General features: G+C 45.3%; 13 protein-coding genes. 6 read left to right on the top strand and 7 right to left on the bottom strand.

Annotation, left to right across the window (positions count from 1 at the left end; all coding sequences use genetic code 11):
• The first annotated feature begins 12 nt into the window (after positions 1 to 12).
• Entirely contained in the window at positions 13 to 13,440 is a 13,428-nt protein-coding gene (locus CXF83_RS04105; protein WP_101097980.1) for a VCBS domain-containing protein, read from the top strand.
• Positions 13,441 to 13,718: 278 nt separating this feature from the next.
• Positions 13,719 to 14,867 carry a putative sulfate/molybdate transporter gene (locus CXF83_RS04100; RefSeq protein WP_101090271.1) on the top strand — a complete coding sequence of 383 codons (1,149 nt, stop codon included), beginning with the start codon at positions 13,719 to 13,721 and terminating at the stop codon, positions 14,865 to 14,867.
• A gap of 185 nt (positions 14,868 to 15,052) precedes the next feature.
• On the opposite strand, the gene CXF83_RS04095 is transcribed toward CXF83_RS04100, so the two are convergent.
• Positions 15,053 to 16,468: an aminotransferase-like domain-containing protein gene (locus CXF83_RS04095; protein WP_101090272.1), complete on the bottom strand. Its 1,416-nt coding sequence runs from the start codon at positions 16,466 to 16,468 to the stop codon at positions 15,053 to 15,055.
• Between the two features lie 267 nt (positions 16,469 to 16,735).
• Between CXF83_RS04095 and deoC the strand changes: the two genes are divergently transcribed.
• Together deoC and CXF83_RS04085 are read left to right on the top strand one after the other, a co-directional pair.
• Entirely contained in the window at positions 16,736 to 17,509 is a 774-nt protein-coding gene (gene deoC / locus CXF83_RS04090) for a deoxyribose-phosphate aldolase (RefSeq protein ID WP_101090273.1), read from the top strand.
• 182 nt (positions 17,510 to 17,691) lie between these two features.
• Positions 17,692 to 18,327 carry an alternative oxidase gene (locus CXF83_RS04085; protein ID WP_101090274.1) on the top strand — a complete coding sequence of 212 codons (636 nt, stop codon included), beginning with the start codon at positions 17,692 to 17,694 and terminating at the stop codon, positions 18,325 to 18,327.
• A 647-nt stretch (positions 18,328 to 18,974) separates the two neighbouring features.
• Here CXF83_RS04085 and CXF83_RS04080 read toward each other — a convergent pair.
• The 4 genes from CXF83_RS04080 to CXF83_RS04065 are packed head-to-tail and all read right to left on the bottom strand — an operon-like array spanning position 18,975 to position 21,998.
• Positions 18,975 to 19,946 carry a polysaccharide deacetylase family protein gene (locus CXF83_RS04080; RefSeq protein ID WP_101090275.1) on the bottom strand — a complete coding sequence of 324 codons (972 nt, stop codon included), beginning with the start codon at positions 19,944 to 19,946 and terminating at the stop codon, positions 18,975 to 18,977.
• Between the two features lie 10 nt (positions 19,947 to 19,956).
• Positions 19,957 to 20,490: an ester cyclase gene (locus CXF83_RS04075; RefSeq protein ID WP_232775025.1), complete on the bottom strand. Its 534-nt coding sequence runs from the start codon at positions 20,488 to 20,490 to the stop codon at positions 19,957 to 19,959.
• A 3-nt stretch (positions 20,491 to 20,493) separates the two neighbouring features.
• Complete coding sequence (locus CXF83_RS04070; RefSeq protein WP_101090276.1) at positions 20,494 to 21,600, bottom strand: alkene reductase; 1,107 nt, start codon at positions 21,598 to 21,600, stop codon at positions 20,494 to 20,496.
• On the bottom strand, positions 21,597 to 21,998 hold the full coding sequence (locus tag CXF83_RS04065; protein WP_101090277.1) for a hypothetical protein: 402 nt from the start codon (positions 21,996 to 21,998) through the stop codon (positions 21,597 to 21,599). The genes CXF83_RS04070 and CXF83_RS04065 overlap by 4 nt, the downstream gene beginning before the upstream one ends.
• 102 nt (positions 21,999 to 22,100) lie before the next feature.
• Here CXF83_RS04065 and CXF83_RS04060 point away from each other — a divergent pair, with 102 nt between their 5' ends.
• Positions 22,101 to 23,015, top strand: coding sequence for a LysR family transcriptional regulator (locus CXF83_RS04060; protein WP_101090278.1), 915 nt, complete (start codon positions 22,101 to 22,103; stop codon positions 23,013 to 23,015).
• 17 nt (positions 23,016 to 23,032) lie between these two features.
• Here CXF83_RS04060 and CXF83_RS04055 read toward each other — a convergent pair whose 3' ends face one another.
• A complete protein-coding gene (locus CXF83_RS04055) occupies positions 23,033 to 23,257 on the bottom strand; it encodes a DUF3955 domain-containing protein (protein WP_101090279.1) in 225 nt (74 codons plus the stop codon).
• Positions 23,258 to 23,515: 258 nt separating this feature from the next.
• Between CXF83_RS04055 and CXF83_RS04050 the strand changes: the two genes are divergently transcribed.
• Complete coding sequence (locus CXF83_RS04050) at positions 23,516 to 25,570, top strand: TonB-dependent receptor plug domain-containing protein (RefSeq protein WP_101090280.1); 2,055 nt, start codon at positions 23,516 to 23,518, stop codon at positions 25,568 to 25,570.
• A 391-nt stretch (positions 25,571 to 25,961) separates the two neighbouring features.
• Here CXF83_RS04050 and CXF83_RS04045 read toward each other — a convergent pair whose 3' ends face one another.
• Positions 25,962 to 26,936, bottom strand: coding sequence for a sensor domain-containing diguanylate cyclase (locus tag CXF83_RS04045; RefSeq protein ID WP_101090281.1), 975 nt, complete (start codon positions 26,934 to 26,936; stop codon positions 25,962 to 25,964).
• Positions 26,937 to 26,946: the final 10 nt, after the last annotated feature.

The following is a 26,946-nucleotide window of genomic DNA, read 5'->3' as shown; positions in this document are numbered from 1 at the left end:
AGGAAGTAGATAATGAGTCATGACGATAAAAAATCCACATCAAATACTAAGACACCAGAAGCCATTGAAGCGGAGAAAAAACAAAGAGAATTGGAAGCCAAACAAAAGGCTAAACAGCTTGATAAGGACGTCGCCCGTTTAAAAGCTAAAGAACTTCGAGATAGTGGCGCTAAAGCCAGTACTATCGGCAATAAAGATCTGGTCGCTGATAAATCTTGGAGTGCTGCCAGCACCACAGTAAAAGACGATTCAAGTACAGCTGACAATGACGCCTCACCTCTCGATGACTCTCATCAATCACAACGTTCAAATAGTGAAGCGTTACAAGAACAGTCATCTACAGCCCAAACTAGCAAAGACAATTTAACCGCCCTAGAAACATCACAAAATGGACAAACTCAGCAAACGGCAAGTAAACGTCCTCAAGGCTCTAGCGAGACTACAGGCTTAAGTGCAGGGGCGCATTTTCATGCAAGCTCTAGCAAAGGCCCAGTGTTAAGCACTATTGCTCACCCTTTAACGTTTACCGCTAATGAACATAACCAGCCTCATTTTACCATTGCTATGACAACCGATACTGGTGTGCATCAAGTCACTGAGCTGCAGAGTAAAACCAGCTTAATAAGCACTGGCACTGGCACTGGCACTGGCACTGGCACTGGCACTGGCACTGGCACTGGCACTGGCACTGGCACTGGCACTGGCACTGGCACTGGCACTGGCACTGGCACTGGCACTGGCACTGGCACTGGCACTGGCACGCATGAAAAGCCATTGGCTATTAATAGTCAACAACAAATTCAGCAAGTTAAAGAAGATTCTAGCACTGATGTGGTATCAGGATCGTTACATGCTCAAGGCCACAACGCAGCTCAAATAGAATGGAGTATCGCCAACTCACAGGGGCAATTTGGATTAATTAACATCGACCCCGCCACAGGCCAGTGGCACTACCAACTCAATAATGCTTCTGCTGCCACAAATGCTTTAGCTGAAAACGAACATCACACTGAGCAATTTATCATTACCGCCACGGATGCCGAAGGAAATCACGTTGAAACGATTATTACAGTGGAGGTTGAAGGCAGCAATGATCTACCGACTATTTCAGGTACTCATCATGCGGCGTTGAATGAGCACGGAGCAATCGATACTGCGTCAGGTAGCTTAATCGCAACAGACTCGGATCATGGCGATAGTGTTAGCTGGGCAGTAACCAATGGCCAAGGTCAAATGGGATCACTAACTATTGATCCCAATACTGGTGGTTGGCAGTACCATTTAAATAATCAAAACCCTAATACTCTTGCGCTTAATCAAGGCCAAAGCGCCACAGAAACCTTTACCGTAACGGCGACCGATAGTTCGGGTCTGCCCGTATCACAACAAATTACAGTGCAAGTTAACGGCAGCAATGAATCAGCTCAAATTGCTGGCACTACGACGGGCTCTATTACAGAAGATAAAGACGTATTTATTGATCAAAATGGCGAGCAATTAAAAACGACAGGTCAGTTAACGGTTACTGACCCCGACTCTGGCCAAGATCAATTCACAGCAGATCACCAGCAAGGCCAATATGGCGAGTTGAGTATCAATAATAACGGCCATTGGACTTACACCGCCAACAACGGCAATCCACAGATCCAAGAGCTTAAAACGGGTGAAACCGTTACTGATACTTTGTTGGTGCATTCAGTAGATGGTACCGAGCAGAAAATTACTGTCACCATTAACGGCACAGATGATAAAGCCGTCATTGGCGGAACTTCAACTGCAAGCCTGATTGAAGATAAAGACCTTGCCAGTGGCGGCACTTTGCGCGCCGATGGTCAGTTAACGGTTACTGACCCCGACTCTGGTCAAGATCAATTCACAGCAGATCACCTGCAAGGCCAATATGGCGAGTTGAGTATCAATAATAACGGCCATTGGACTTACACCGCCAACAACGGCAATCCACAGATCCAAGGGCTTAAAACGGGTGAAACCGTTACTGATACTTTGTTAGTGCATTCAGTAGATGGTACCGAGCAGAAAATTACTGTCACCATTAACGGCACTGATGATAAAGCCCTCATTGGCGGAACTTCAACTGCAAGCCTGACTGAAGATAAAGACCTCGCCAGTGGCGGCACTTTGCGCGCCGATGGTCAGTTAACGGTTACTGACCCCGACTCTGGTCAAGATCAATTCACAGCAGATCACCTGCAAGGCCAATATGGCGAGCTAAGTATCAATAATAATGGCCATTGGACTTACACCAGCAACAACGGCAATCCACAGATCCAAGGCCTTAAAACGGGTGAAACCGTTACTGATACTTTGTTGGTTCGTAGCATCGATGGCACAGAGCTGAAGATCATTGTCACCATTAACGGCACTAACGATCTGCCCGTTGTCAGCCATATTACCTCTAAGATCGTTGATGAGGGTAGCGCAAAGGTGACAGGCCAGATCGCGTCACACGATCTCGATCATGGCGATAGCGCAACCTTCAGCACCACATATCAGCATGCGGGTTTCAACTTAAATACCGATGGCAGTTACACATTTGATCCCACCAACCCAAGTTTTGAGTATTTAGCTGTTGGTGAACATGAAACCCTGATCATTCCGATTACAGCCACTGATAATAATAGTGGCCAAAGTTCTCCGCAAAACCTCGTTATCCGCATCAACGGCACTAACGATCTACCCGTCGTCAGCCACATCAGCTCTAAAATAGTTGATGAAGGTAATGCAAAGATAACAGGTCAGATCGCAGCGACCGATCTCGACCATGGTGATACAGCAACTTTCAGCACTAGCTTCAGCCACGCAGGATTTATCTTAAACTCTGATGGCGGTTACTCACTTGATCCCACCGATCCCAGCTTTAATCATTTAGCGGTTGGTGAGCATGAAACGCTGATCATTCCAATCACTGCTACCGACAATAATGCGGGCAACAGTGCACCGCAAAATCTCATCATCAGAGTCAACGGCACTAACGATCTACCCGTGGTGAGCCACATCAGCTCTAAAACAGTTGATGAAGGTAATGCAAAGATAACAGGTCAGATCGCAGCTACCGATCTCGATCACGGTGATACAGCAACTTTCAGCACTAGCTTCAGCCACGCAGGATTTATCTTAAACTCTGATGGCGGTTACTCACTTGATCCCACCGATCCCAGCTTTAATCATTTAGCCGTCGGTGAGCATGAAACGCTGATCATTCCAATCACTGCTACCGACAATAATGCGAGCAACAGTGCACCGCAGAACCTGATTATCCGTATCAACGGTACCAACGATCTACCCGTGGTGAGTCACATCAGCTCAAGGGTGATAGATGAAGGTGGCGCTAGCGTTACTGGGAAGATCGCAGCTAGCGATCTCGATCACAGTGATATGGCAACCTTCGCCACCAGTTATCAGCATGCAGGCTTTAGCCTAAAAGCTGATGGTTCATATACATTAGATCCCACCGATCCCAGCTTTAATCATTTAGCCGTCGGTGAGCATGAAACGCTGATCATTCCAATCACTGCCACTGATAACAATGGCGGCAACAGTGCACCGCAGAACCTGATTATCAAGATCGATGGCACAAACGATCTACCCGTCGTCAGCCACATCAGCTCTAAAACGGTTGATGAAGGTAATGCAAAGATAACAGGTCAGATCGCAGCGACCGATCTCGATCACGGTGATACAGCAACCTTTTCTACCAGCTATCAACACGCGGGCTTTAACCTAAAAGCTGATGGTAGCTACACACTTGATCCCACCGATCCCAGTTTTAATCATTTAGCCGTCGGTGAGCATGAAACACTGATCATTCCCATTACTGCTACCGATAACAATGGCGGCCAAAGTGCACCACAAAACCTGATTATCAAGATCGATGGCACCAACGATCTACCCGTGGTGAGTCACATCAGCTCAAGGGTGATAGATGAAGGTGGCGCTAGCGTTACTGGGAAGATCGCAGCTAGCGATCTCGATCACGGTGATACAGCAACCTTTTCTACCAGCTATCAACACGCGGGCTTTAACCTAAAAGCTGATGGTAGCTACACACTTGATCCCACCGATCCCAGTTTTAATCATTTGGCCGTAGGTGAGCATGAAACACTGATCATTCCCATTACTGCTACCGATAACAATGGCGGCCAAAGTGCACCACAAAACCTGATTATCAAGATCGATGGCACCAACGATCTACCCGTGGTGAGTCACATCAGCTCAAGGGTGATAGATGAAGGTGGCGCTAGCGTTACTGGGAAGATCGCATCAAACGATCTCGACCATGGTGACACAGCAACTTTCAGCACTAGCTTCAGCCACGCAGGATTTAGTTTAAATCCAGATGGTAGCTACACACTTGATCCCACCGATCCCAGTTTTAATCATTTGGCCGTAGGTGAGCATGAAACACTGATCATTCCTATCAGCACCACTGATAACAATGCTGGCAACAGTGCGCCGCAGAACTTGGTGATCCGAGTCAAGGGTACTAACGATCTACCTGTGGTGAGTCAGATAAGCTCTAAAACGGTTGATGAAGGTGATGCCAAGATAACAGGCCAGATCGCATCGACTGATCTCGATCACGGCGATAGCGCGACCTTTGCCACCAACTACAGGCACTCAGGCTTTAGTTTAAATCCGGATGGTAGCTACACACTTGATCCCACCGATCCCAGCTTTAATCATTTAGCCGTCGGTGAGCATGAAACCCTGATCATTCCGATCACTGCCACTGACAACAATGCTGGCAACAGTACGCCGCAGAACTTGGTGATCCGCGTAAATGGCACCAACGACTTACCTATCGTGAGTCACATAAGTTCGAAGATGGTTGATGAAGGTAGCAAGCCAATTACTGGACAGATAACTTCGACCGATGTTGACCATGGTGACACTGCCACTTTCAGTACTAACTTCAGCCACACAGGGTTTATCTTAAATACAGATGGCTCGTATACATTAGACCCTACGGATCCAAGCTTTGATCATTTAGCACAAGGTGACCATCAAACCTTAATTATTCCAATCATTGCGACGGACAATAACAAAGGCAATAGCGTCTCTCAAAATCTGATTATTCGAATTGATGGTACCAATGACGGTGCAATCATTAGTGGAGTCAATACAGGTAATGTAACTGAAGAGTCACAGCTGCAAACGAGCGGAAAACTAACCGTTACTGACGTTGATGCAGGAGAAGCACATTTTTCAAATACCGATATTAGCGGCGCTCTCGGCACCCTGCATTTAACAGATACTGGTGCATGGACTTACGATTTAGATAATAAAAACCCAAAAGTACAAACATTAGCACAAGGCCAAAGCACAACCGATACCGTCACAGTGCAGTCGGTTGATGGCACCAAACATCAAATCACTATTACGGTAAATGGCAGTAACGATAAAGCCATTATCACTGGCGTAGATACAGGTAATGTGACTGAAGATGTAAACCCCTATTCCAATGTGTCTGCCTCTGCACATATGATCCACACTCGTGGTCAACTCACGATTACCGACACAGATTCAGGTGAAGATCACTTTGATTTTAAGACCTTCATTCACGTCGCAACGAACCCCGAATGGGCGCCCTATCACAGTCAACTCGGCGGTAGGGTCAGTATGACTAAAAACGGTGAGTGGGAATATGAAATTGATACCACTAAGCCGCAAATCCAAGCATTAGGGGCTGGAGAAACACTCAAAGACAGTGCCGTTATCGAGTCTACTGATGGTACCAAACATACCATTGAGTTCACCATTCATGGCACCAATGATGTGCCAACGTGTTCATCGGAAGTGGTGTTATCAACGGGCACTGAAGATACCGACATCATTCTCACTCAAGCGCAATTACTAGCCAATTCAAGCGACATTGATAACAACGACCTAAACCAATTACATGTCGCTAACTTAACCGCTGATCATGGCACTATCACCGTCAATAAAGATGGATCCTTTACCTTACACCCAGATAAAGACTATAACGGCCAAGTCCAGTTCAGTTATGACGTTAAAGACCTCCATGGCGGCATGGCGCATACAGGTGCATCCACTACATTAACAGCAATCAATGATAATCCTGATGTTTCACCATTAACCGATAGCATCAAAGAAGGGGCAAGCCATAACCTAGACTTGCTAACAGGCGCCACCGATATAGAAGGCGATACGCTACATATCGATCAACTGTATTATTCTATCGATGGTGCACCGAGTACGGCACATTTACCAGCGGGCCTATCTTTAGCTGCTGATGGTCATACCTTAATTATTGATGCTACAAACCCAGCTTATAACCATCTTGCCAATGGTCAATCACTCAAAATTGCAGTTTCTTATCTCGTCGAAGATGGCCATGGTGGCCAAAGCCAACAAACAGCAGATTTAACGATTCAAGGAACAGACGATAAAGCCGCCCTCGTATCCAACATCATTCAGATGACTGAAACACAGGCTATCGATAGCCAGCATAATATGTACAGAGGAACACTTCAGCTTATCGACCCAGATAGTGGTGATAAAACGCACTTTGAATACAGCGGAACATATTTAGGTAAAGGTTTTCCCCCTGGTGATCTCACTGTTCGCGCTGATGGCTCTTATCAATTTATCTTACAGTCCGCCAACAATCGTTATGCTGATGACCATATTGCTAGTTTACGTACTGGCGAATCGATGCAGATCCCTTACGAAATAAAAACCAGCGACGGGCAGTCGCTGACAATCATGGTGAAAGTGATTGGAGAAGATAACCAAGCAAGAATTGAAGTTGCCCCCGGCTCAAGTCTCACTAACCACGGCTATGAAGATCGCACTTCAGCGAGCGACCCCAATCAAATATGGAGTGGCGGTAATTTACATGTAATCGACCCCGACCACGATCAAGCAGGTTTTATTGCACAAAATATCTCTACATCAGAAGGAGGGAAATTTTTCATCAACCCTCGCGGTGACTGGGCTTACACTATCGATAATTCAAAAATTCAACATCTTGGTCAAGGCGAATCTTATCAAAAAACCTTTTCTGTTGAATCTATCGACGGTAGTGCACATCAAGATATTACCGTAACGGTACATGGCACCAACGATGCGCCAGTTGTTTCCGCCGAAGTACGCATAGCTTCGGGCATTGAAGACACTAGCATGCAACTGAGCACTGTTGAGTTACTCGCCAACGCAACTGATATTGATCACAATGATGTGGGCCAATTAAGTATTGCAAATTTAGTCGCTGATCACGGCGTCATTATTGACAATAATGACGGTACTTTTAGTTTTACTCCTGAGAAAGACTATAACGGCCAAGTACATTTCAGCTATGACGTAAAAGATGCACATGGCGGTTCAACTCATACTGGTGCAACAACTACGTTAACAGCTGTTCAAGATAACGCCGTTATTACAGGACAAGATTCAGGTAGTGTCACTGAAGACAGGCATGTTTCTCCTGCAGTTTCATGGTTTGGTAATATGATCGAGACTCAAGGGCAGTTGCATATAACTGATGCCGATTCAGGAGAGAACCATTTTGAATTTAGGTCATTTATCACAGATGCAATGCACCCACAATGGGCCCCCTATACCAGTAATCTTGGTGGTCATCTCAGCATAGGGCCTAAAGGTTTATGGGAATACAAAATAGATACAAGTAACGCAGTTATACAAAAATTGGGCGCTGGTGAGACGGCTCTTGATAAGGTTGTTGTTCACTCAATCGATGGCACTGAACATGAAATTCAAATAACCATCCACGGAACCAACGATGTGCCTTATTGCAGCTCAGAAGTTCAATTAAGCTCGGGTACCGAAGACAAGGATATACACCTCACAAAATCAGACCTACTGATTAACGCAACAGACATTGACCACAATGATATTGGCCAATTAAGTGTCGCTAACTTAACCGCTGATCATGGCACTATCACCGTCAATAAAGATGGCTCCTTTACCTTACACCCAGAGAAAGACTACAACGGTGCAGTTCACTTTAGCTATGATGTAAAAGACCCACATGGTGGCGTAACGCATACAGGTGCAACCACAAGTCTAGCCGCTGTTAATGATGCAGCAAAGGTCACCGAATTCAACACAGAGAGCATCGTTGAAGATGCTCCTCATAGTAGTGTCTTTGCCCATGAGAAATATCAAATCGCCAGCGGAAAACTGAATGTCGCTGATGCTGATGCTGGAGAAGATCACTTTCAATACAGTCAATTTGGCGAAACCGCTATTAGCGACCCATTTCAGGGTCACCTAAGAATAAGTTCAGCAGGTTCTTGGAACTATGAAGTCAAAAATAGTGCGCTGCAATACCTTGCTGCAGGCCAAACTGAAACTGTCGTATATCGCGTTAATACCGCAGATGGCACCCCTTATGATCTGCACATAAAAGTAATCGGCACTAACGATACTCCAACGGTTACCGTTATTACCTTGCCCCATGGTACAGAAGATGTCAGCTATCAAATGCAAGCAAGTCAATTAGGTTTTACCGATGTTGATTCAGGCGATACTTTGCACAGTGTTGCCATCACCAGCGCGCCTGACGCTTCCACACAAGGCTCATTTTATCTCGATGGCAAAGCGGTTACTGCCGGTCAAACCATTGCCGCTGGCGACATAAGTAAAATGCAGTTTGTTCCAGTCAAAGACTTCAATGGTGACGTTGATTTCAAGTACACAGTTAACGATGGCCACGCCGATTCAGTTGAAGCCAGTAACACTATCCATATCGAACCCGTGGCTGATCTCGCGATCATCTCTGGTGATACCTCAGGTCAAGCAACTGAAGATAGCCATATTGTTAATAGCGCATTCTTACAAGCCAGCGGCCAACTTAACGTCACCGATGCCGATACGTTAGAAAATAGCTTTCAAGCAGAAAACCTTCACCAGCAATCAGATGGAAGTGCATCAATGGGCGGTTTAGCCATGCAAAAAGATGGCAGCTGGAGCTATGTTGTCGATAATGCCCGCTCAGAAATTCAGTCGCTAGGAGTTAATCAGCAATTAACCGAAAAGTTCACCGTACATTCGGCCGATGGAACTGAACAAGAGTTAATGGTGACGATACATGGCACTAACGATGCGCCAAGCTTAAGTTTTAACAGCACCACGAATACTAGCGGTCAGCTTTTAGGCAGTGATATTGATAACGGTGATGCTCAGCAACTGCAATACGATGCCATTCGACCCCACGGTCAATTTGGTAGCATAAGCGTTGATTCAGTTTCTGGTGCCTATAATTACCAGCCTTCGAACTCAATAGCAGGTATGAGTTACGATCCACAAACTCATACCTACACTGGCCACGAGGTCTTTGAAGTACGAGTCGGCGATAGCCATGGTAGTGAAACAAGAGAGTTTTTAACCTTCACCGTAACCGCTACAGTGTCAGCACCCGCGATAACGGGTGGCCAACCCACTGTCAGTACTGCGATTAACACAAGCCCAATGTTAACGACGCAAGCGCCAACAGGAGTCACTAATACGCCACCCGCAAACAGCGTCAATTTAGACTTAATGGCCAGTAGTGATAGCGGCACTTCAAATACGGACAACTTAACCAACGACAATACGCCAACAATCACCGGTACTACCGATGTTCCTTTCTCTAGGGTCACTATTTATGACGGCAATACCCCTGTTGGCCATGCGCTATCTGATGCCAACGGTGATTACAGCGCCAACCTTGCAAGCCTTGCAGACGGTACCCATAATTTATCTGCCAAGGCATTAGCGCCATCATCTGTTTTACCTGTCGTGTCCCCACTACTCGATATCAAGATTGATACCAGTATGGCTGTGCCTACCGTAGACTTAACAGCGACTGCCGATTCCGGTATCTCAGATCACGACAACCTGACCAATGCTCACACTCCCATTATCACAGGAACAGCGGAAGCTAATTCAACGATAACCATTACTGACGAACATGGCGCTACCGTTGCCACAGGATATGCCGATGCTAGCGGGATGTACCAGCTCACAACCAGCAACTTAGCAGAGGGCGCACATTCAATAACAGTGGAAGCAACCGATACGGCTGGTAATCAAAGCCATGCAAGCCTATCCCTTGAAGTGGATTACACCGCTCCCACCATAGCTAAGGTCAATTTAAAGATTGAAGCGGTCCATCAACCAACATTTAGTGGCAGTGTCAGCTTAGACACCGCACAAGTCGATATAGTAGTAAAACAAGGCAGTCAAATCATTGAAACCCTGCATGCCACGTTAGACGGCAAAGGGGGCTACAGTGTTGATGCCAGCAACTTACTCGATGGCGCTTACGTTGCCTATATTCAAGCAACCGATAATGCAGGTAATCAAACGCCATCAGGTGCAGCAGGTATATTTGATCGCTTCAGTGTAGATACCTATGCCGGTGCGCCAACTATCAGCTTTGAAACTGCAGGCGCTGATCATATCTATAATGCACAAGAGGTCGCTGCTGGAGCCGTTAGCACTATCACTGCAACCGTTCATCTACCCGCAGATACTCGCTCTGTTGATAGCATCACGATTAACGGCAATAGCCACCAAATCAGCAATGCCGAATTTATGGCAGGCAAAGTGGAGGTAGAAGTTGCCCCAGGCACCACTGTAATCGCAAGTATCACCGATAGGTTAGGCAATATCTCTGCATTGACCAATGCAACGGCACCAAGCGCTGACCTGCTAGCCAATTCATTAACCTTATCCCTGACTCACGATTCAGGCGTTACTGGTGACCAGATAACCAACGATGGCTCATTAACTATTACCGGACAAGAGGCTGGCGCCAACGTTGAATATTCCAACGATAACGGTGTCCATTGGAGTCAAAGTTTTACCCCAATATCAGGGCGAAATACAGTCACAGTGAGGCAGACGGATACAGCGGGCAATGTATCTCCAAGCACCCAACTAAGCTTCACCTTGGACAATCAAGTCGCAGCGCCCAGTATTTCATTACAACATGATACCAGTGCTCATTCAGGGCAACATGCCGATCTCATCACTAAAGATGGTCAGTTAAATATTGCCGCCGAAGCTGGCGCTAAACTCGAATACTCTGTCGATGGCGGACATAGCTGGACAACGCAGTTTACCCCTATTGAAGGCCAAAATAATCTGCAAGTGAGGCAAACTGATATTGCCGGAAACACCTCGGCAGCCACCAGTTTTAGTTACACCTTAGACACCACCCCTGTAACAGTCGCTGTTGATCCGATCTCAAAAGATAATGCACTCAATACGGTTGAGAACAATCAATCCCTGGAGATCACTGGCACCACTTCTAACATTGCAGCCGGCGATCAGGTTTATGTTAAGTTCGATGACAACAGTGTTTACCTTGCAACGGTTAAAGCAGATGGAACTTGGCGCCTAACGCTCAACGCCTCCGAGCATCAAAGCCACATGGCCACAGATAAAAACTACCCCATTAAAGTAGGCGCGGTCGATGTTGCTGGCAACGTAACACCAGAAATAACCACCCATTTATTGCTTGATACCCAGAATCCGATTCCCCACATCAGCGTAAACCCGGTCACTGCCGACAACATTATTAATCTCGCTGAGTCAGGGCGAAATATCGAGATCAGTGGCCAAGTCAGCGGTGACTTTAATGCGGGAGATGCTATTAGCTTAAGCGTCAACGGCGCAGCGATTAGCTCGCTTACAGGGTCTGTAGATGCTCAAGGGCATTACTCAATTTCCGTTCCGGCACAGACCTTAATGAGAGCCAATATCCACAGTATTTATGCCTCGGGGCAGCAACAAATTCACTCAATTGAAGCTACCGTGATCACCACAGATAGCGCCGGTAATCTCGGCAGTGCCACCACTGGCACCCAAGCCTTTACAATTGATACTCAGGCAAGAGCAGCTATTACGTTAGATAACATCACTAGCGATAATGTGATTAACGCACAAGAGAGTGGCACGGATATCAGCGTGACAGGTCAAGTCAGTGGCGATGCCCACCAAGGCGATATCGTCAACTTTGCTGTCGGGCAACATAGCTATAGCGCAACCGTTGGTCAAAGCGGTCACTTCAGCGTTAATATCGCAGGTGCGGAGCTAGCCTCCAACGCATCAATCACCGCAAGCGTAACCACCATCGATACTGCTGGTAATCCTGCTACCGCCAGCCAAGTCATGCACTATGCCACCGATACACAAGTGGATATGCCAACCATTACCTTCGAAAACCCTGGCAGTGATAACGCCTACAGCAAAGCGGAAATAGCTCAAGGTCATGCAGGGACGATTACCGCTACAATTCATGCTGCAGCTGATGCCAAAATAGGCGAGCATCTTAGTATTAATGGCGTTGACCATGTACTAGATGCCAACAGTTTAGCCCACGGTATCGCCCTTGAAGTTGCGCCCAGCAGCATAGTAAAAGCCGTCATGACTGATGAGCACGGTAACGTGAATTCGGCCTTAAACATGGCTGCAGGTGCTAAACCTGAACCCATAGTGGTAACCGCACCACCCGGCAGCCATCACATCGGTGCATCTTTGGGAGTACCAACATTAATACCGACACAAACCCCTGTTCCTGTTGCTGAACAAGGCTGGAAAATATTGGTTAATGGCCACTATCAAACTAGTTACTCCAGCCAGTGGGGAACACTGACCATTAACCCGAAGACGGGTCAATTGAACTACCAAGAACATGCTGATACTCATACCGGGCCACACGGTTCTGCGACAACTGTTGGTGTGCATGAAGATAGATTCGAAGTGGCGCTACAGGGCTCACATCATGATGATGTCATCATGCATGTTCAGGTGAATATATTGAGCCGTGGCCCAGGTCATAGTGGCAAGCTAACCTTAGGCTCTGAAGTGCTCGATATGACGGTCACTCCAACCTACAATCATCCTGCTCCAACAGCTGCTGATGCTCATGATGTACCCCAAAGTGATTTCATTACTGATGTCAGCGTAGATCTAGATGCTATCGTCGTTGCTGATGATTCTGATTTCAATGCAGCAGCTCATACCGAGTATGAAGAACCGTCAACAGCGAGTGCAGCAGAGCAAGCGGAAGCTGATCCAGCAGCAACCTCGCAGCCAGTATCAGCAACACCAGTGGTGGTGAGCGCTGCCGTAACAAGCGACCCTATCGATCACTACTTGCAGATGGTTGGCATGAGCCATCAAGATCTGGCGCCAAAAACAGATAACCCATCGATGAACGAATTACCCGAGATGCAGGTATTAACCAGTGGTGAACCTGATGCCGATATGTTCGATACCAATCAAGTCGATGCGTTTGATAACCCACTGCTTGATGACGACAAGCATGACGCACACCATAAGGACTTAACTACTCTTGATGATGTAATTGAACATCAAAGCGTTGATCAAGCGAACGATGATGACCTGCTCCATCAAGCATTAAACGATATGCATAATCAGCTTTAAACATGCTATATCTCAGCAGTAAGTAAGCCGATGAAAGCAGTGATCACTCTATCACTGCTTTTTTTCATCTCTACCCACTCAATGATATAGCACTAAAGGGGTAGTTGAGGACTCACGAATATTAGACCTATTGACCACAATGTTTACACTCATGCGTCAACTTGTCTCAGTGACTTTGGAAAATAGCTTACTCAATCGGGTTTTACGGTGTATTAACCGTTAAATTCTTGGCACTAAACTTGCGATGGTTAACGGGTTCTTTTCCCACGGCAAGTTATATGAGATGTAAGCCCAACCGCTTTGATAGTGTTAACCAATATTCAGGAGAGTTTAGCGGCGCCTTCGCCGATTTAGGTACCTTTCTACCCTTAGTCCTCGGCCTTATCGCCTTAAACCATTTTTCCCCGCAAGGGATCTTTATGGGTTTTGGTTTGTTCGCCTTATTTACTGCATTCTTCTATCGTCGCCCCATTCCAATACAGCCGATGAAAGTCATCACAGCACTGGTGATAGCTCAAGGCTTAACACCTGGAATGTTACAGGCTAGCGGCATGATGATGGGCGTTATTTTACTGGTTCTCGCTTATAGCGGCGCCATTAAATGGATGGCAAAGCAACTCTCTCCCGCCATTAGTATCGGCATTCAGTTAGCGATTGGTATTCAACTGATTTGGATGGGCGGACAGATGATGAGCCAAACCTGGCTTATCGGACTCATTGCCTTTGCACTGCTTTTTGGCAGCAAATTCTTACCACTGCGCTATTTAGCCATGCCATTGGTGATTACGATGGGTATTTTATGGCAACTAAACAGTGGCACCGCGCCAAGTTTTGATCTTTCAAGCTATACCCCATGGCAACTGAGCTGGCCAAGTCTCGATGAATGGAGCTCTGCCGCTGGTTTGTTGGTACTGCCACAACTGGCGCTAACGCTCACCAATGCAGTAATAGCAGTCTCTGCGATAGCAAAAGAGAAATTCCCAAATGACGCTAAAGATAATTTTTCACCAGAGCGTTTTGCCACCAGCTCTGGTTGGGCAAACTTACTGTTAGCGCCGTTCGGTGCCACCGCAATGTGCCACGGCGCAGGCGGGCTTGCAGTACAGTATCACTTTGGCGCTCGTACTTGGTTGGCCCCGACTATATTTGGCTCAAGCTGTTTATTAATCGCTGCTTTTTGGGGGCAAGGCATTGCCAGCTTGTTATCGCTTATTCCACTGGCGGTATTGGGCAGTTTACTGGCGATTGCGGGGACTCAATTGGCGTGGTCAAAACGCTTTATCGATGGTAAGCCTTTTTGTATTTTTGTGATTTTATCAACCGCTGCAATTTGCCTGCTCGTTAATACTGCAGCAGGACTTGCCGCAGGAATACTACTTGAGACGGGTCGCCGCCAGTGGCATTTGTATTCAGATTTGAAACAATGAAGCTAACGCCATCGTCAGAAATAGTTCACTAAAACTTGTCGCTAAGTAGATAACCAACAGTCAAGTAATGGGGAGTCGGCTCCCCATCATTTTGAAGCGATTTTCAAGTGAAACGCGATAGTGTTATTAAACAAGGAAAAGGAACTAGCGGCTTTATTCACCGCTTCTTCGTGATGATGCTTACCTTATTCATCCAGCATATTTTGGATAAGTTCGGCTAATCGTTTTATCGCACCAACTTCCCGATCCGAACACTCAAATGACGAATTAAGTCGAAAACAATGATTAAACTGTTTGCTCGCGGAAAACATTTTTCCTGGAGCAATACTGATACGCTCTTTCAAAGCTCGCTGGTAGAGCGTTGTCGCATTCAGATGCTCTGGTAATTCAATCCACAAAAAGTATCCTCCTTCAGAGTAATGGATACTCACATTGGCGGGAAAGTATGTCCGTAACACCTGCCAGTTAGCGAATTTACGTTGCTCTAATTTCCTACGCAGTTGGCGTAAATGTTTCTCGTAATTACAGCTGGATAGATATTTAGCAAGCGCAAGTTGGATAGGAGTACTCGCAGATAATGTGCTCATCAATTGAAGTTTTTGGATCGGCAGTGCCATGCGTCCTGCGGCCACCCAACCAATTCGAAAACCAGCAACCAGACACTTAGAAAAAGATGAACAATGCATTGTCATCCCCTGCTGATCAAAGGCTTTCGCTGGCAATGGCTTCTTGCCACCAAAATACAGTTCACTATATACATCATCCTCTATCAGGTAGACGTTGTAATCAGCAAGCAACTGAATTAAAGCCTGCTTTTTCTCATCAGACAAGCTACAACCCAACGGGTTTTGGTGATTTGTCATTAACCAGCATGCTTTTACCGAGTGGGATTGCAGCGCTTTTTCAAGTGCCTCAAGATCAATTCCATCTTGAGGATGTGTTCTAACAGATAGCGCACGTAAATTCAGCTTTTGCAGTGACTGCAATGCACCGTAAAAGGTCGGTGACTCCACTACAACCCAATCACCGGCTTGAGTCACAGCTTGAAGACTCAAATTCAACGCTTCAAGCGCGCCTGCAGTGATCACAATCTCGTCAGGATGCACATTCATCCCTTGTGCAGCATATCGTTTGGCAATCAGTTGGCGTAAGTCTTCATTTCCAGGAGGCAGATTATCCAGTGCGCTCGATGTTGGCATGTTACGCGCCGCGGTCATCAGAGATTTGTTGACTTGATGGCGAGGATAAAGCTTGGGATCAGGATAAACAGAGCAAAAATCGACTAGATGCGGCGTCCGATTCGCTTGTAACACATCAAAAATAAAGTCGTTAATATCGATATTTTCAGTTGTATGAATTGTCACTTCCGATTTCTTTGGACTCAGGTATTGGACTTGAGGTGCGACAAAATACCCTGACCGAGCATGAGAAACTATCCACCCTTGGCTTTCCAGTACCTGATAAGCGTGCAGCACTGTCATTAGGCTCACGCCTGAGATCTCAGTCTGTTTTCGTAACGAAGGCAGCTTATCACCCACCTTCCAAATACCATTTTGAATTTGACGACGAATTTGCTCTACTAAATTTTCATATTTTGCCAACGAAACGACTCCTTCTATACCCAGCTCTCAGCACAATAGCAGCTAATATCTAATCTGTTATAGATAAAAGAGCCATTTCTGTATCTATTATAGTTTGCAGTCTGTTCCTATAATCGCCTCACTTTCATTTTGAACCAAAGATCACTTCCAGCCTTGGGTCGCATATCAATCTGACACCAACGTTCAGATAAGCATTTAACGGCATAGCGACAAATAAAACACCAAGCATTAGACATTCGATAAGCAACAACTCAACAGGAAATAACCATGAGTAATTTAAAAACAGCCGCGCTACGTGCACTTAACTTAATGGATCTGACGACGTTAAACGACAATGACACAGATGAGACAATCATCGAGCTGTGTAAGAGTGCTAAAACGACTGTCGGTAATACGGCAGCAATATGTATCTATCCACGTTTTATTCCTGTTGCCAAAAAACAACTGCATCTACAAGGTACGCCCGACATTCGGATTGTCACCGTCACTAACTTCCCTCACGGCAATGACGATATCGAGATTGCCGTTGCTGAAACGAGAGCCGCTATCATGTACGGCGCAGATGATGTAGACGTCGTATTCCCATACCGTGCTCTGATGGCCGGCAATGAAGATGTCGGCTTTGAACTTGTTAAGCAATGCAAAGCGGTTTGCGGTGACACTCTGTTAAAAGTCATTATCGAATCTGGTGAGCTGAAAACTGCTGCGTTGATCAAAAAGGCATCTGAGATTTCAATTAGGGCTGGAGCTGACATCATCAAAACGTCCACAGGTAAAGTGCCCGTTAACGCCACCCTTGAAGCTGCTGAAATTATATTGTCGGTTATCAAGCAGATGGGCGTTGAAAAAACAGTTGGCTTCAAGGCATCTGGTGGCGTACAGACCACTGAAGAAGCCAAAAAGTACTTAGATATGGTTGATAGTATGTTTGGTGCTGAATGGGCTGACTGCATGCACTACCGTTTTGGCGCCTCTAGCCTATTAAAGAACCTGCTTTATACCCTTGGGGAAGGTGAAAAAATAACTGCAGGCGATTACTAGTCCTATCTCTTGTACCGCCTCTAGGGACTGCAACCGCTACCAGACTAAATAGCTAAAGATAATGTAGTCATACAACAGGGTAGTGATGGCAATCTGTTAATTAGATATTCGCCAACAAATCCATTGGTTTATTACATCATCAGATTGGGATCACTGCCACTTAAACACAGGAAAACTCACCTATGTCAGATTTTGAATTGAAACACAAAACCGCTTCCAAACTGTCGGAACATGTGGCCTATAAAATCACCCAATGCCTCAAATTTTTGTTAAATATATTCTATGGCAAAAAATACGCGAAACGTGCCGTGATTTTAGAAACCATTGCCGCTGTACCAGGGATGGTAGCGGGCATGTTTAATCATCTAAAAGCCTTACGCCGGATGAAAGATGATGAAGGCTGGATCCGTGAATTACTTGATGAGGCAGAGAACGAACGCATGCATCTGATGATATTCTTAAATATTGCCAAACCTAGTTGGATTGAGCGAGTGTTAGTGTTGCTCGCCCAAGGGGCTTTTATTATGGTGTATGGTTTGATATATGTACTTTCTTCTAAAATTGCCCATCGGGTGGTGGGTTATTTTGAAGAAGAAGCCTGTAAAAGCTACAGCGAATACCTAAATAAAATTGATGCCGGAGAAGTAGAGAACCTAGCTGCACCAAAAATTGCCATCGACTATTATCAGTTACCGTTAGATGCCATGTTGCGAGATGTGATTGTAAAAATCCGCGACGATGAAGCTAAACATCGCGATCAAAACCATTTATTTGCCGATGCGTATGAAAGCCACGATCTACCTGCACATCAGCTTTAATACCAATTGCACTAAGTATTTGACCAATTCAGAGCGGCCGACGTTTAAAGCAAATGGCAAAATCCTTTAAGCTTCGTTGTGGGTTTTAGATATACGACTAAATGGTCTATTTGGTTCCATACAAAATATGCTATTGCCTTCCTTCATGGAGATCAAGTGAGGAGGTACGAGTCCACGGATGGACGAAGGTAGAATAATGCAGGAGCAATTACCGAGGACGGGCAATGAAAACATCAATTTGATTAGACAATAAGAAATAGAAAAACGACACAATCAAAACTCATTATATCGTCGTCCTCTCAACAACAGCGGTATGATGATCGTCAATACCGCTGTTATTTTGTCACTAGGGGTTGTTGATCTTTGGAGCTTGGTTTTTGTTCGAATTCAATGATTTTAGTACAAGGCTTGAGCGATGCTGCTTAGCTGGCTAAGCGAAAAGCTTGTAACGCAGTAATAGAAATATTGAAACGAACCCGAAGGCCCGCGCTTCTTGGCTATTTTTACGGTGTTGTAGGCTATTTGTGGAGAATAACTAAACGACATAGCCTCCGCCTTGTCAAAATAGCCAATAAACTGCGGCAAAAACAACCATGAAAGATCAACAGCCCCTAGAGTTCCTAATTATTAAGCCAAATATTTATACATCATCTAGGCTCATTCATCGGGGTATCAGTTTGCTTAAGTGCCCATTGTGCGATGGCATCTTTACGCATAAAACCAACATTAGCGTGACCTTTCGCGTAATGAATAAATTTATCCAATGCATTAACCAATCCCGGTGTACCACCAATACGATCATGTACACTGATTGCCATCATGCGCCTTCTCTGATCTCCCTCTTGATACAGCACATCAAACTCATCTTTTAGCTCCTGTAAAAAAGCGGCTGCTGTCATCGCAGTATTACCACCAAATCGACCGATATCATTGTTCCTCAAAGTATAAGGAACCACTGCAAATGGTTTATTATTGACAGGTGTAACTGAAGGTTCATCACGCGATAAGTCATCAATATGATAGATAAACCCAAGATCTTGCAAAATTTCTAAGGTTTGCGGACTATGGCGCATCCAAAAAGCATTAAATCCAAGCGGTCGTTGACCTGTGATCCGCTTCAGGGTATCAACACTTTCCTCATAGGATGCCCGCTCTTCTGCTGGAGACATATTGAACTGAGGAGACCACGTCTGTCCATGCCCCGAAATTTCATGTCCTTCATCCGCAACTTGTTTAGCCAGTTGCGGATGACGTTCAGCAGCGAGCCCTACCATATGTGATGTTATCTTAATGTCATGTTTTTTCCATAACCTAAGTAAACGAGGAATCCCTTCTTTCATACCATAGGCATACCAAGAAGGCGTAATGGTGTCTTGAAAACCTTCAGCCATGGGTGGAAAAGGCCCTTCGGCATCTAACGGTTGCGCCCCCGCCTCAAATTGCATTGAAATAGAGATGACCAAACGCTCGCCTTTAGGCCAATATTGATTTGCAGAACCGCCACTATCTTTTGCATCAGAAAAAGCTAAACTAGGAATGACTGCTTTGCTTGCTCCGCTAACAGATAACCCCACAGCTATGGCGCTACCTGCAACTAAAAAACGTCTACGTTCATTCATCTTGCGCCCCTTAAAACTCCATTTGAGTAAACAGACTGTTGTAGTCTTCTAAATGCCAATTGTCCGTAATCAAACCATCTTGCACTCGGTATATATCCACAGCGGCAAAATTAATTGGCTGACCTTTACCTTGATGTTGACCAAACTGACCACTGAAATGTCCTTTAAATCTCAAGCGAACCACTGCACGATCTTTTACGATTAATAGCTGCTCAACCTCCGCGGTTAAATCGGGGACTGCTTGTCGAAAGCTTTTTGATGCTTCCAATACCCCAGCAATCCCTTGCTGCCGACCTTCGGGTAAGGTGCGATCAATAAAATGAGGTGAGAGTGCAATGCTGGCGAACTTCTCATCACCCGTATTCCAAAATTGCGCATAGGCTTTAGCGGCAGCTTCAACTGCGGGTGCATTTTCACTCTCATCTTGAATAACCGTTGCCGCGCTCACAGCAACAGGGACATAGAGTAGTAAGGCAAATAGCCCCCATAGCCCAGCTATTTTATGTTGTATGGCTTTAGCCATAATCCACTTAGCCAAAACCATAATTTATATCCTTTCAAAATCAGCATACACAGGATAATCAATATAACCCGCCGCTCCGCCGCCGAATAAAGGCCCTTTATCAAAGTCAGCCAAAGGCAGTTGATGTTGTAAACGATAAGGCAGATCTGGATTGGCAATAAACGAACGCCCAAAAGCGACAAGGTCAGCGTAACCTTTTTCAATCACTGCGCTGGCACGTTCAACATCATAGCGACCCGCCACAATAATGGTGCCATTGAACACTTGTCTTAGCTTGATACGAAAACTCTCAGGGATCTGCGGCGCATCGTCCCAATCAGCTTCAGAAAGATGTACATAAGCAATCCCCTGCTGGCCTAAATACTCTGCTGCCAATAAAATTGTCTCTACAATTTCGGGACAAGCCATATCTTTAAAGGTGACAAACGGTGCCAATCTAACCCCCACTTTATCAGCACCTATTTTTGCACTGACCGCGCTAATGATATCCAATAGAAACTGAATACGCTTTAAGGGTGAGCCGCCATACGCATCGGTTCTATGGTTGGAATTGGTCCGTAAGAACTGGTCTATCAGATAACCATTGCCACCGTGGATCTCAACGCCATCAAAACCGGCATCAATCGAATTTTTAGCTGCTTGAGCAAAATCAGCCACCACCCGATCAATATCCGCTTGGTCCATCTCTCTAGGGGTTGGACAATCGACCATCTGCCCGTCGGGGTGAGCTTCATCTACAATCCAAACTTGCGTATCTGTTGGTTTGATTGCTGAAGGTGCTATTGGCGCTTCACCTCGTTGAAAAACCGGATGAGAGACTCGGCCAACATGCCAAAGTTGATTAAATATATGGCCTCCCACTTGATGTACTGCAGCCGTTACTTTTTGCCAGCCAGCGACTTGCTCATCAGTGTAAACACCTGGGGTGAACGAGTAACCTTGACTATCATCTGAGATCTGAGTGGCTTCACTAATAATCAAACCTGTTAATGCACGCTGCCCATAGTAAGTGGCCATCATCTCGTTGGGTATATTACCTGGCTGAGTGGTTCTAGAACGAGTCATAGGCGCCATCACCATACGATTACTTAACGATAAATGCGATTTATGGTACGGGGTAAAAAGGCTCATAATAGCTCCTGGTGTTGGTTAAAAACGTCGAAATTCTGCTGACTTGATGTATCTAAGGTGATCAATTCAAATATCACCTCTCCGGCACGGACAAAAACTTGTATTACATTGCTATCGGGTACCTGCCGAACATTGTATCTGGTGGCATTTTGCTGCAACTTTTGAGTTAAGGTCTCTAAGCTCATATCGGTATCAAAAGCGATATGGCCGATACCGCACTGTTGCGTATCTGACTCAATAATATGGATTAATGCCTGGTCACCTTGATATAACCATGATCCCTTAAAAGGAAAATTAGGCCGATTACCATTCTTTAATCCCAAAACATCAGTCAATAAATAGGTCGCTTCATTTCCTGCTGAGGCAAGTAAGTTGAGATGGTTAAATGTGATTGCCATTATTAGTTATCTCACTGTTCAAATGATATTAAGCACTCTATACCCATTAACTTATTTTGATAATTAGGCTATTATTAGAATCATTTTCAAAAAATATTTGATATGTATCATCTCAATGATCTTCAACTCGCTATCCGTATTGCCGACTTACAGAGTGTTTCAGCTGCTGGACGCGAACTAGGCATGACCCCGGCTGCAGCCAGTGCAGCCCTACAACGACTGGAGAAAAAACTCGATTGCTTGTTATTTGCCCGCTCAACTCGGCAGATGACACTCACTGAAGAGGGTCATCTTTTTATTGAGTCCGGTCGTCAAGCGCTGGCCATTTTAGATAATGCTAGCAATGCACTCGCCGATAATCGCGGTGAGCTTAAAGGTGAACTTCGTATCGCTTTGCCGTCTGATCTTGGCCGTAATATTGTTCGAGCATGGCTAGATGAATTTGCGCAAACAGCGCCTGAATTGAAATTGACACTATTTTTTGGCGATCAGATGACAGATATTATCGCCAATAATGTGCAGCTAGCCCTACGCTACGGTCAGCTAGAAGATTCAAATCTAATGCGCCGACAGCTGGCGATGATGCCGAGAGTGGCAGTGGCATCTCCAGCCTATATCCAGCGTCATGGCAGCCCTACTCATCCAAAAGATCTTGGCCATCACCAAATACTCCTGCTCAATAGAGGTGGAGAACCTTGGCATAAATGGCGTTTTAGCCACAAAGAAAAACAGTATGAGGTTGATGTCACTGGCAGTAAGATTTGTAATGATGGCGCGGTGATAAAGGACTGGGCACTCGCCGGAGAAGGCATTGCTTATAAGAGTTGGTTTGATGTCGCCAAAGAGGTTCACCAGGGAAAGTTGGTATTACTGTTTGCCGATCAAATAGCAGAACGTATTCCATTGCAGTTGGTTTACCTACAAACCGATTACCCCAGCCACAAAGTGAGAACGGTTATCGACTTTTTAAAACAAAAATCACAACAATTTACACTGCAATATCCCTTGCCGACTTAAATAAAAATACCTATCGCTCATGCTTTAGTCGTTGCATTAACTTTTTTAATGAATAAGGAAACGCCAGAACCAAGTGCAATAGCCAAACAAAACCAAGCGCTAGGAATAAGCCAAAATGTCTCAACGAGCATACCCTCCTTATCGACATAAACGCCTATGTAGTGATAAGCAACGACTGAAGCTAGGCTTAATAATGAGAATATAAGCGTTAGACTAAATAAACGTAAATGTAACACTGTCATTTCCAATCTTAGGTTTTCAAATTAACACTGATTATGACGGCACTTTGGCGAGGTCACAAATTAACTCTCCTTCATAATCATTTTCCGCAACCTTGCTTGAATAAATTATAGGATGACTAAACCAGCATATTCATGCGCGTAGCTCACCTGAAGTGAATTCACCTGCGACATGCTGTCGCAGTTGCTCGATTTTGCTTTGCTAATTTAAATACACACTGACACTATTCGCAGCACACAAAATAAAAACACAATATTATTATGAAGTTGCCCCTATCTTTAGTCTCTTTATCTGTTATTTCCGCTTTATTCCCATTAACGACCTTTGCCGATGATTCTGGCTTTGAAATTATCGAAGTCACTGGCCATCATCAAGGCAGTTATAGTGCTGTAGTACCTGAATCTGCCACACCTCAAACGGACATTAGTGGCCTACTTAGCAACCTGCCGGGCGCCTCCGTTAATGGTAATGGTCCATTAACCGGTATTGCGCAGTATCGAGGTTTATACGGTGACAGGGTTAACACCCAAGTCAACGGCATGACGCTGTCGAGTGCGGGTCCTAACGCTATGGATACGCCGTTAAGCTATGCCAGTTTGGTACTCACTGAACGCCTAGAAATGGTACGCGGTATCGCGCCAGTATCAGCGGGGACTAATACTATTGGTGGCAGTATTCAAGTCATTGAGTCGCAAGCAAGCTTTGATGAAGTCAGTGGTAAGGTTGCAGGGCAATACCAAGACAATGGTGAGCGTAGCTATATCGGCGGCAAGGGCAACTTTGGCAGTGAACAACACGCCGTCTTGGTATACGCAGATATGCTCAAGGGCAATGAGAATACGACAAGTGGCGATGATAAAGCTATTTCCCCCACTACTTATGACAAAACCATGGTCGGCGGACAGTACCGCTATAATTTAGCGGACAGTAGCGGTCACGATGAGTCTATAGCCATTGGATATCAACATCTTGAAACCACTAATGCTGGAACACCGGCCCTGCCAATGGATATCGACTTTATCCGTACAGATAGAGTTAAAATTGAAGGGCAACATGATCTCAATAGCTGGGACATGAACTGGCATATTGCCTACAGCGACGCCCAACATGGAATGGATAACTTTAGCGAACGTACGAAGATGCCAAGCATGAATGCACGGTATAACAATGCTGAGAGCCAAAGTTACGATGCACTGATTTCATTAGCCCAAGACGCTTGGGTATTCGGTTTAGACGCGCAGCTTAGCGAACATAATTCCGTCATAACCGATCCAACTAAGCCAATGTTTAACGTTGATAATTTTAATGGCGTTAACGATAACAGCTTTAGTGCGTTTGCCCAATGGCAGCAAGATATTAACCAGTGGAACTGGCAAATCGGTGCCAGAATCAAGCACTACCAAACGGACGCCGATGAAGTGAACCATTCGATGGCAGGCACCATGCCCGCAATCAAGATGTTAATGACCCAGTTTAATAATAGCGACCGTTCACAGTCTCAAACCGGTGTTGATTTGGCAATAAATGGACGTTATTCGCAAACCGATAAACTGAGTTGGGTGGTTGGCCTAGCACGTAAACAAGATAGCGCGAGCTACCAGCAGCGGTACCTGTGGGTGCCAATGCAGTCAACTGGCGGGCTTGCTGATGGACGCACTTATGTTGGCCAAGCTGATCTAGACTTAGAAACCGCTTATCAAATCGAACTCGGCAGCGATTATCAAACAGATAACTTCAGCTTGAGCCCACGGATATTCTTCCAGCGCATTAATGATTATATTCAAGGTGTTGTTGCTACAGATCCAGCAGTCATCATGGCTGCAGCAATGATGGGTGATGACAACCCAATGCAGTTTTCCAATGTTGATGCACAACTTTACGGCATGGACCTGAGTGCGACCTATCAGCTAAACGAGTATTTCAATGCCGATATGGTGGCGAGTTATGTGCGTGGTGAGCGTCGTGATATTAGCGACAATCTTTATCGTATCAGCCCCGCTAATCTAAACCTTGGCATTAATTACAACGTCAATAACTGGATTGCCCGCATCGAAACTCGTGCGGTTGCGGCGCAGAACAAAGTATCAGACACACAGCTAGAGCAAACTACAGCGGGTTATGCCTTGGTTAACTTATCAGTCGGTTATGATGCGGAAAACTGGTTACTAAAAGCAGGTGTCGACAATCTTTTTGATACTGATTACCAAGACCATCTAGCGGGCTATAACCGCGTGATGGGGAGCGATATTGCGGCTGGCGAACGTATGCCTGGTACCGGGTTAAATGCTTGGCTGAGCGGCGAGTACCGCTTTTAAACCTCTTCGCTGTTAACGTAACGTGTGAGTGGCCATCCACTCCACTTACTTTTACCCCGAGCTGACATCCTCTGTCTCGGGGATTTTTTCTGTCTCAAATTAAAATTCTCCAGCTAGGGGCTGTTGATCTTTCGAGCTTAGTTTTTGTTCGAATTTAATGGTTTTAGTACAAGGCTTGAGCGATGATACTTAGCTGGCTAAGCGAAAAGCTCGTAACGCATTCTAGCCATAAAAGACTAAAAGTATTGAAACGAACCCGAAGGGCCGCGCTTCTTGGCTATTTTTACGGTGTTGTAGGCAGTTTGTGGAGAATGACTAAACGACATAGCCTCCGCCTTGTCAAAATAGCCAATAAACTGCGGCAAAAACAACCGTGAAAGATCAACAGCCCCTAAGCTAATAGCCGCTTTCTTTGCAGCATGTCTTTATCGGCAACATCGAGCAGCTCACTAATAGTGCTTGCACTATTTGCCTCCGTGATGCCTATTGATACGGTAAATACGGGTAATTTAACCATTTGATGATGTGAGCAAAATGCCGCTGCGATTCTATGTTTTACCGCCTGCAGATCTTCCGTTTCATCTAACATCACCAAAGCAACAAATTCATCACCACCGATACGACCAATTACGTCAGACTGACGCACAGATTGCGTCAATACTCGTCCTATAAGGGTGATGACATCATCGCCAATACCATGCCCATGTTGATCATTAATCGCTTTGAAGTTATCGACATCCAAATATAAAAGGCCCAGGGTTGTTTTGGTTCTGTGGGCTAACTTTATACGTTGCTCTGCAAGAACATTAAAACCGCGACGATTATGGACACCCGATAGTGGATCGGTAATCGCCAATTTTTGCATATCTGCATACCCTCCGATTAAAGAAAGGTCTGATTCTAAGATATCTTTAAGGTGGCGTATAAGCTCAAGGTAGGTTGTTTTATAATTCGTCTCTTTATAATCCATAACACAGAAAGTACCAAACGGTTCGCCGCAGGGCCAAAACACTGGCACGCCTAAATAGGATCTAAAGCCATCGCTATGCACTTCAGGGTTGTTATCCCAACAGCTATCAATGATGGCATTATTAACATATAGCTCTTGACGAGTTTCAACAATTCGGCGACAAAAGATATTAACTTCGGGCTCAATAATGACGCCCGCAGGATAGGGGTTAGACGCTTGTGCACTGGCAATGGTAACTTGAAAACCTTTTGGGGTGTACTGCACCAGAAAACCGGCTGGAGCATCAAAAAGTTTAGCCAGCAAATTAACTGTTTTTTGCCATTTATCAAGGGAGATAAGATCGTTGGGATTTTCTAGTAAAAAAGTATCAGTATTAAACACGGCATTTGAGGTCATCGGCTACTCC

Origin of the sequence: Shewanella sp. Choline-02u-19, assembly GCF_002836205.1 — a bacterium.
Lineage (GTDB): Bacteria > Pseudomonadota > Gammaproteobacteria > Enterobacterales > Shewanellaceae > Shewanella.
The sequence above is the reverse complement of the archived record's forward strand: the minus strand, read 5'-3'. Positions and strand labels throughout refer to the sequence as shown.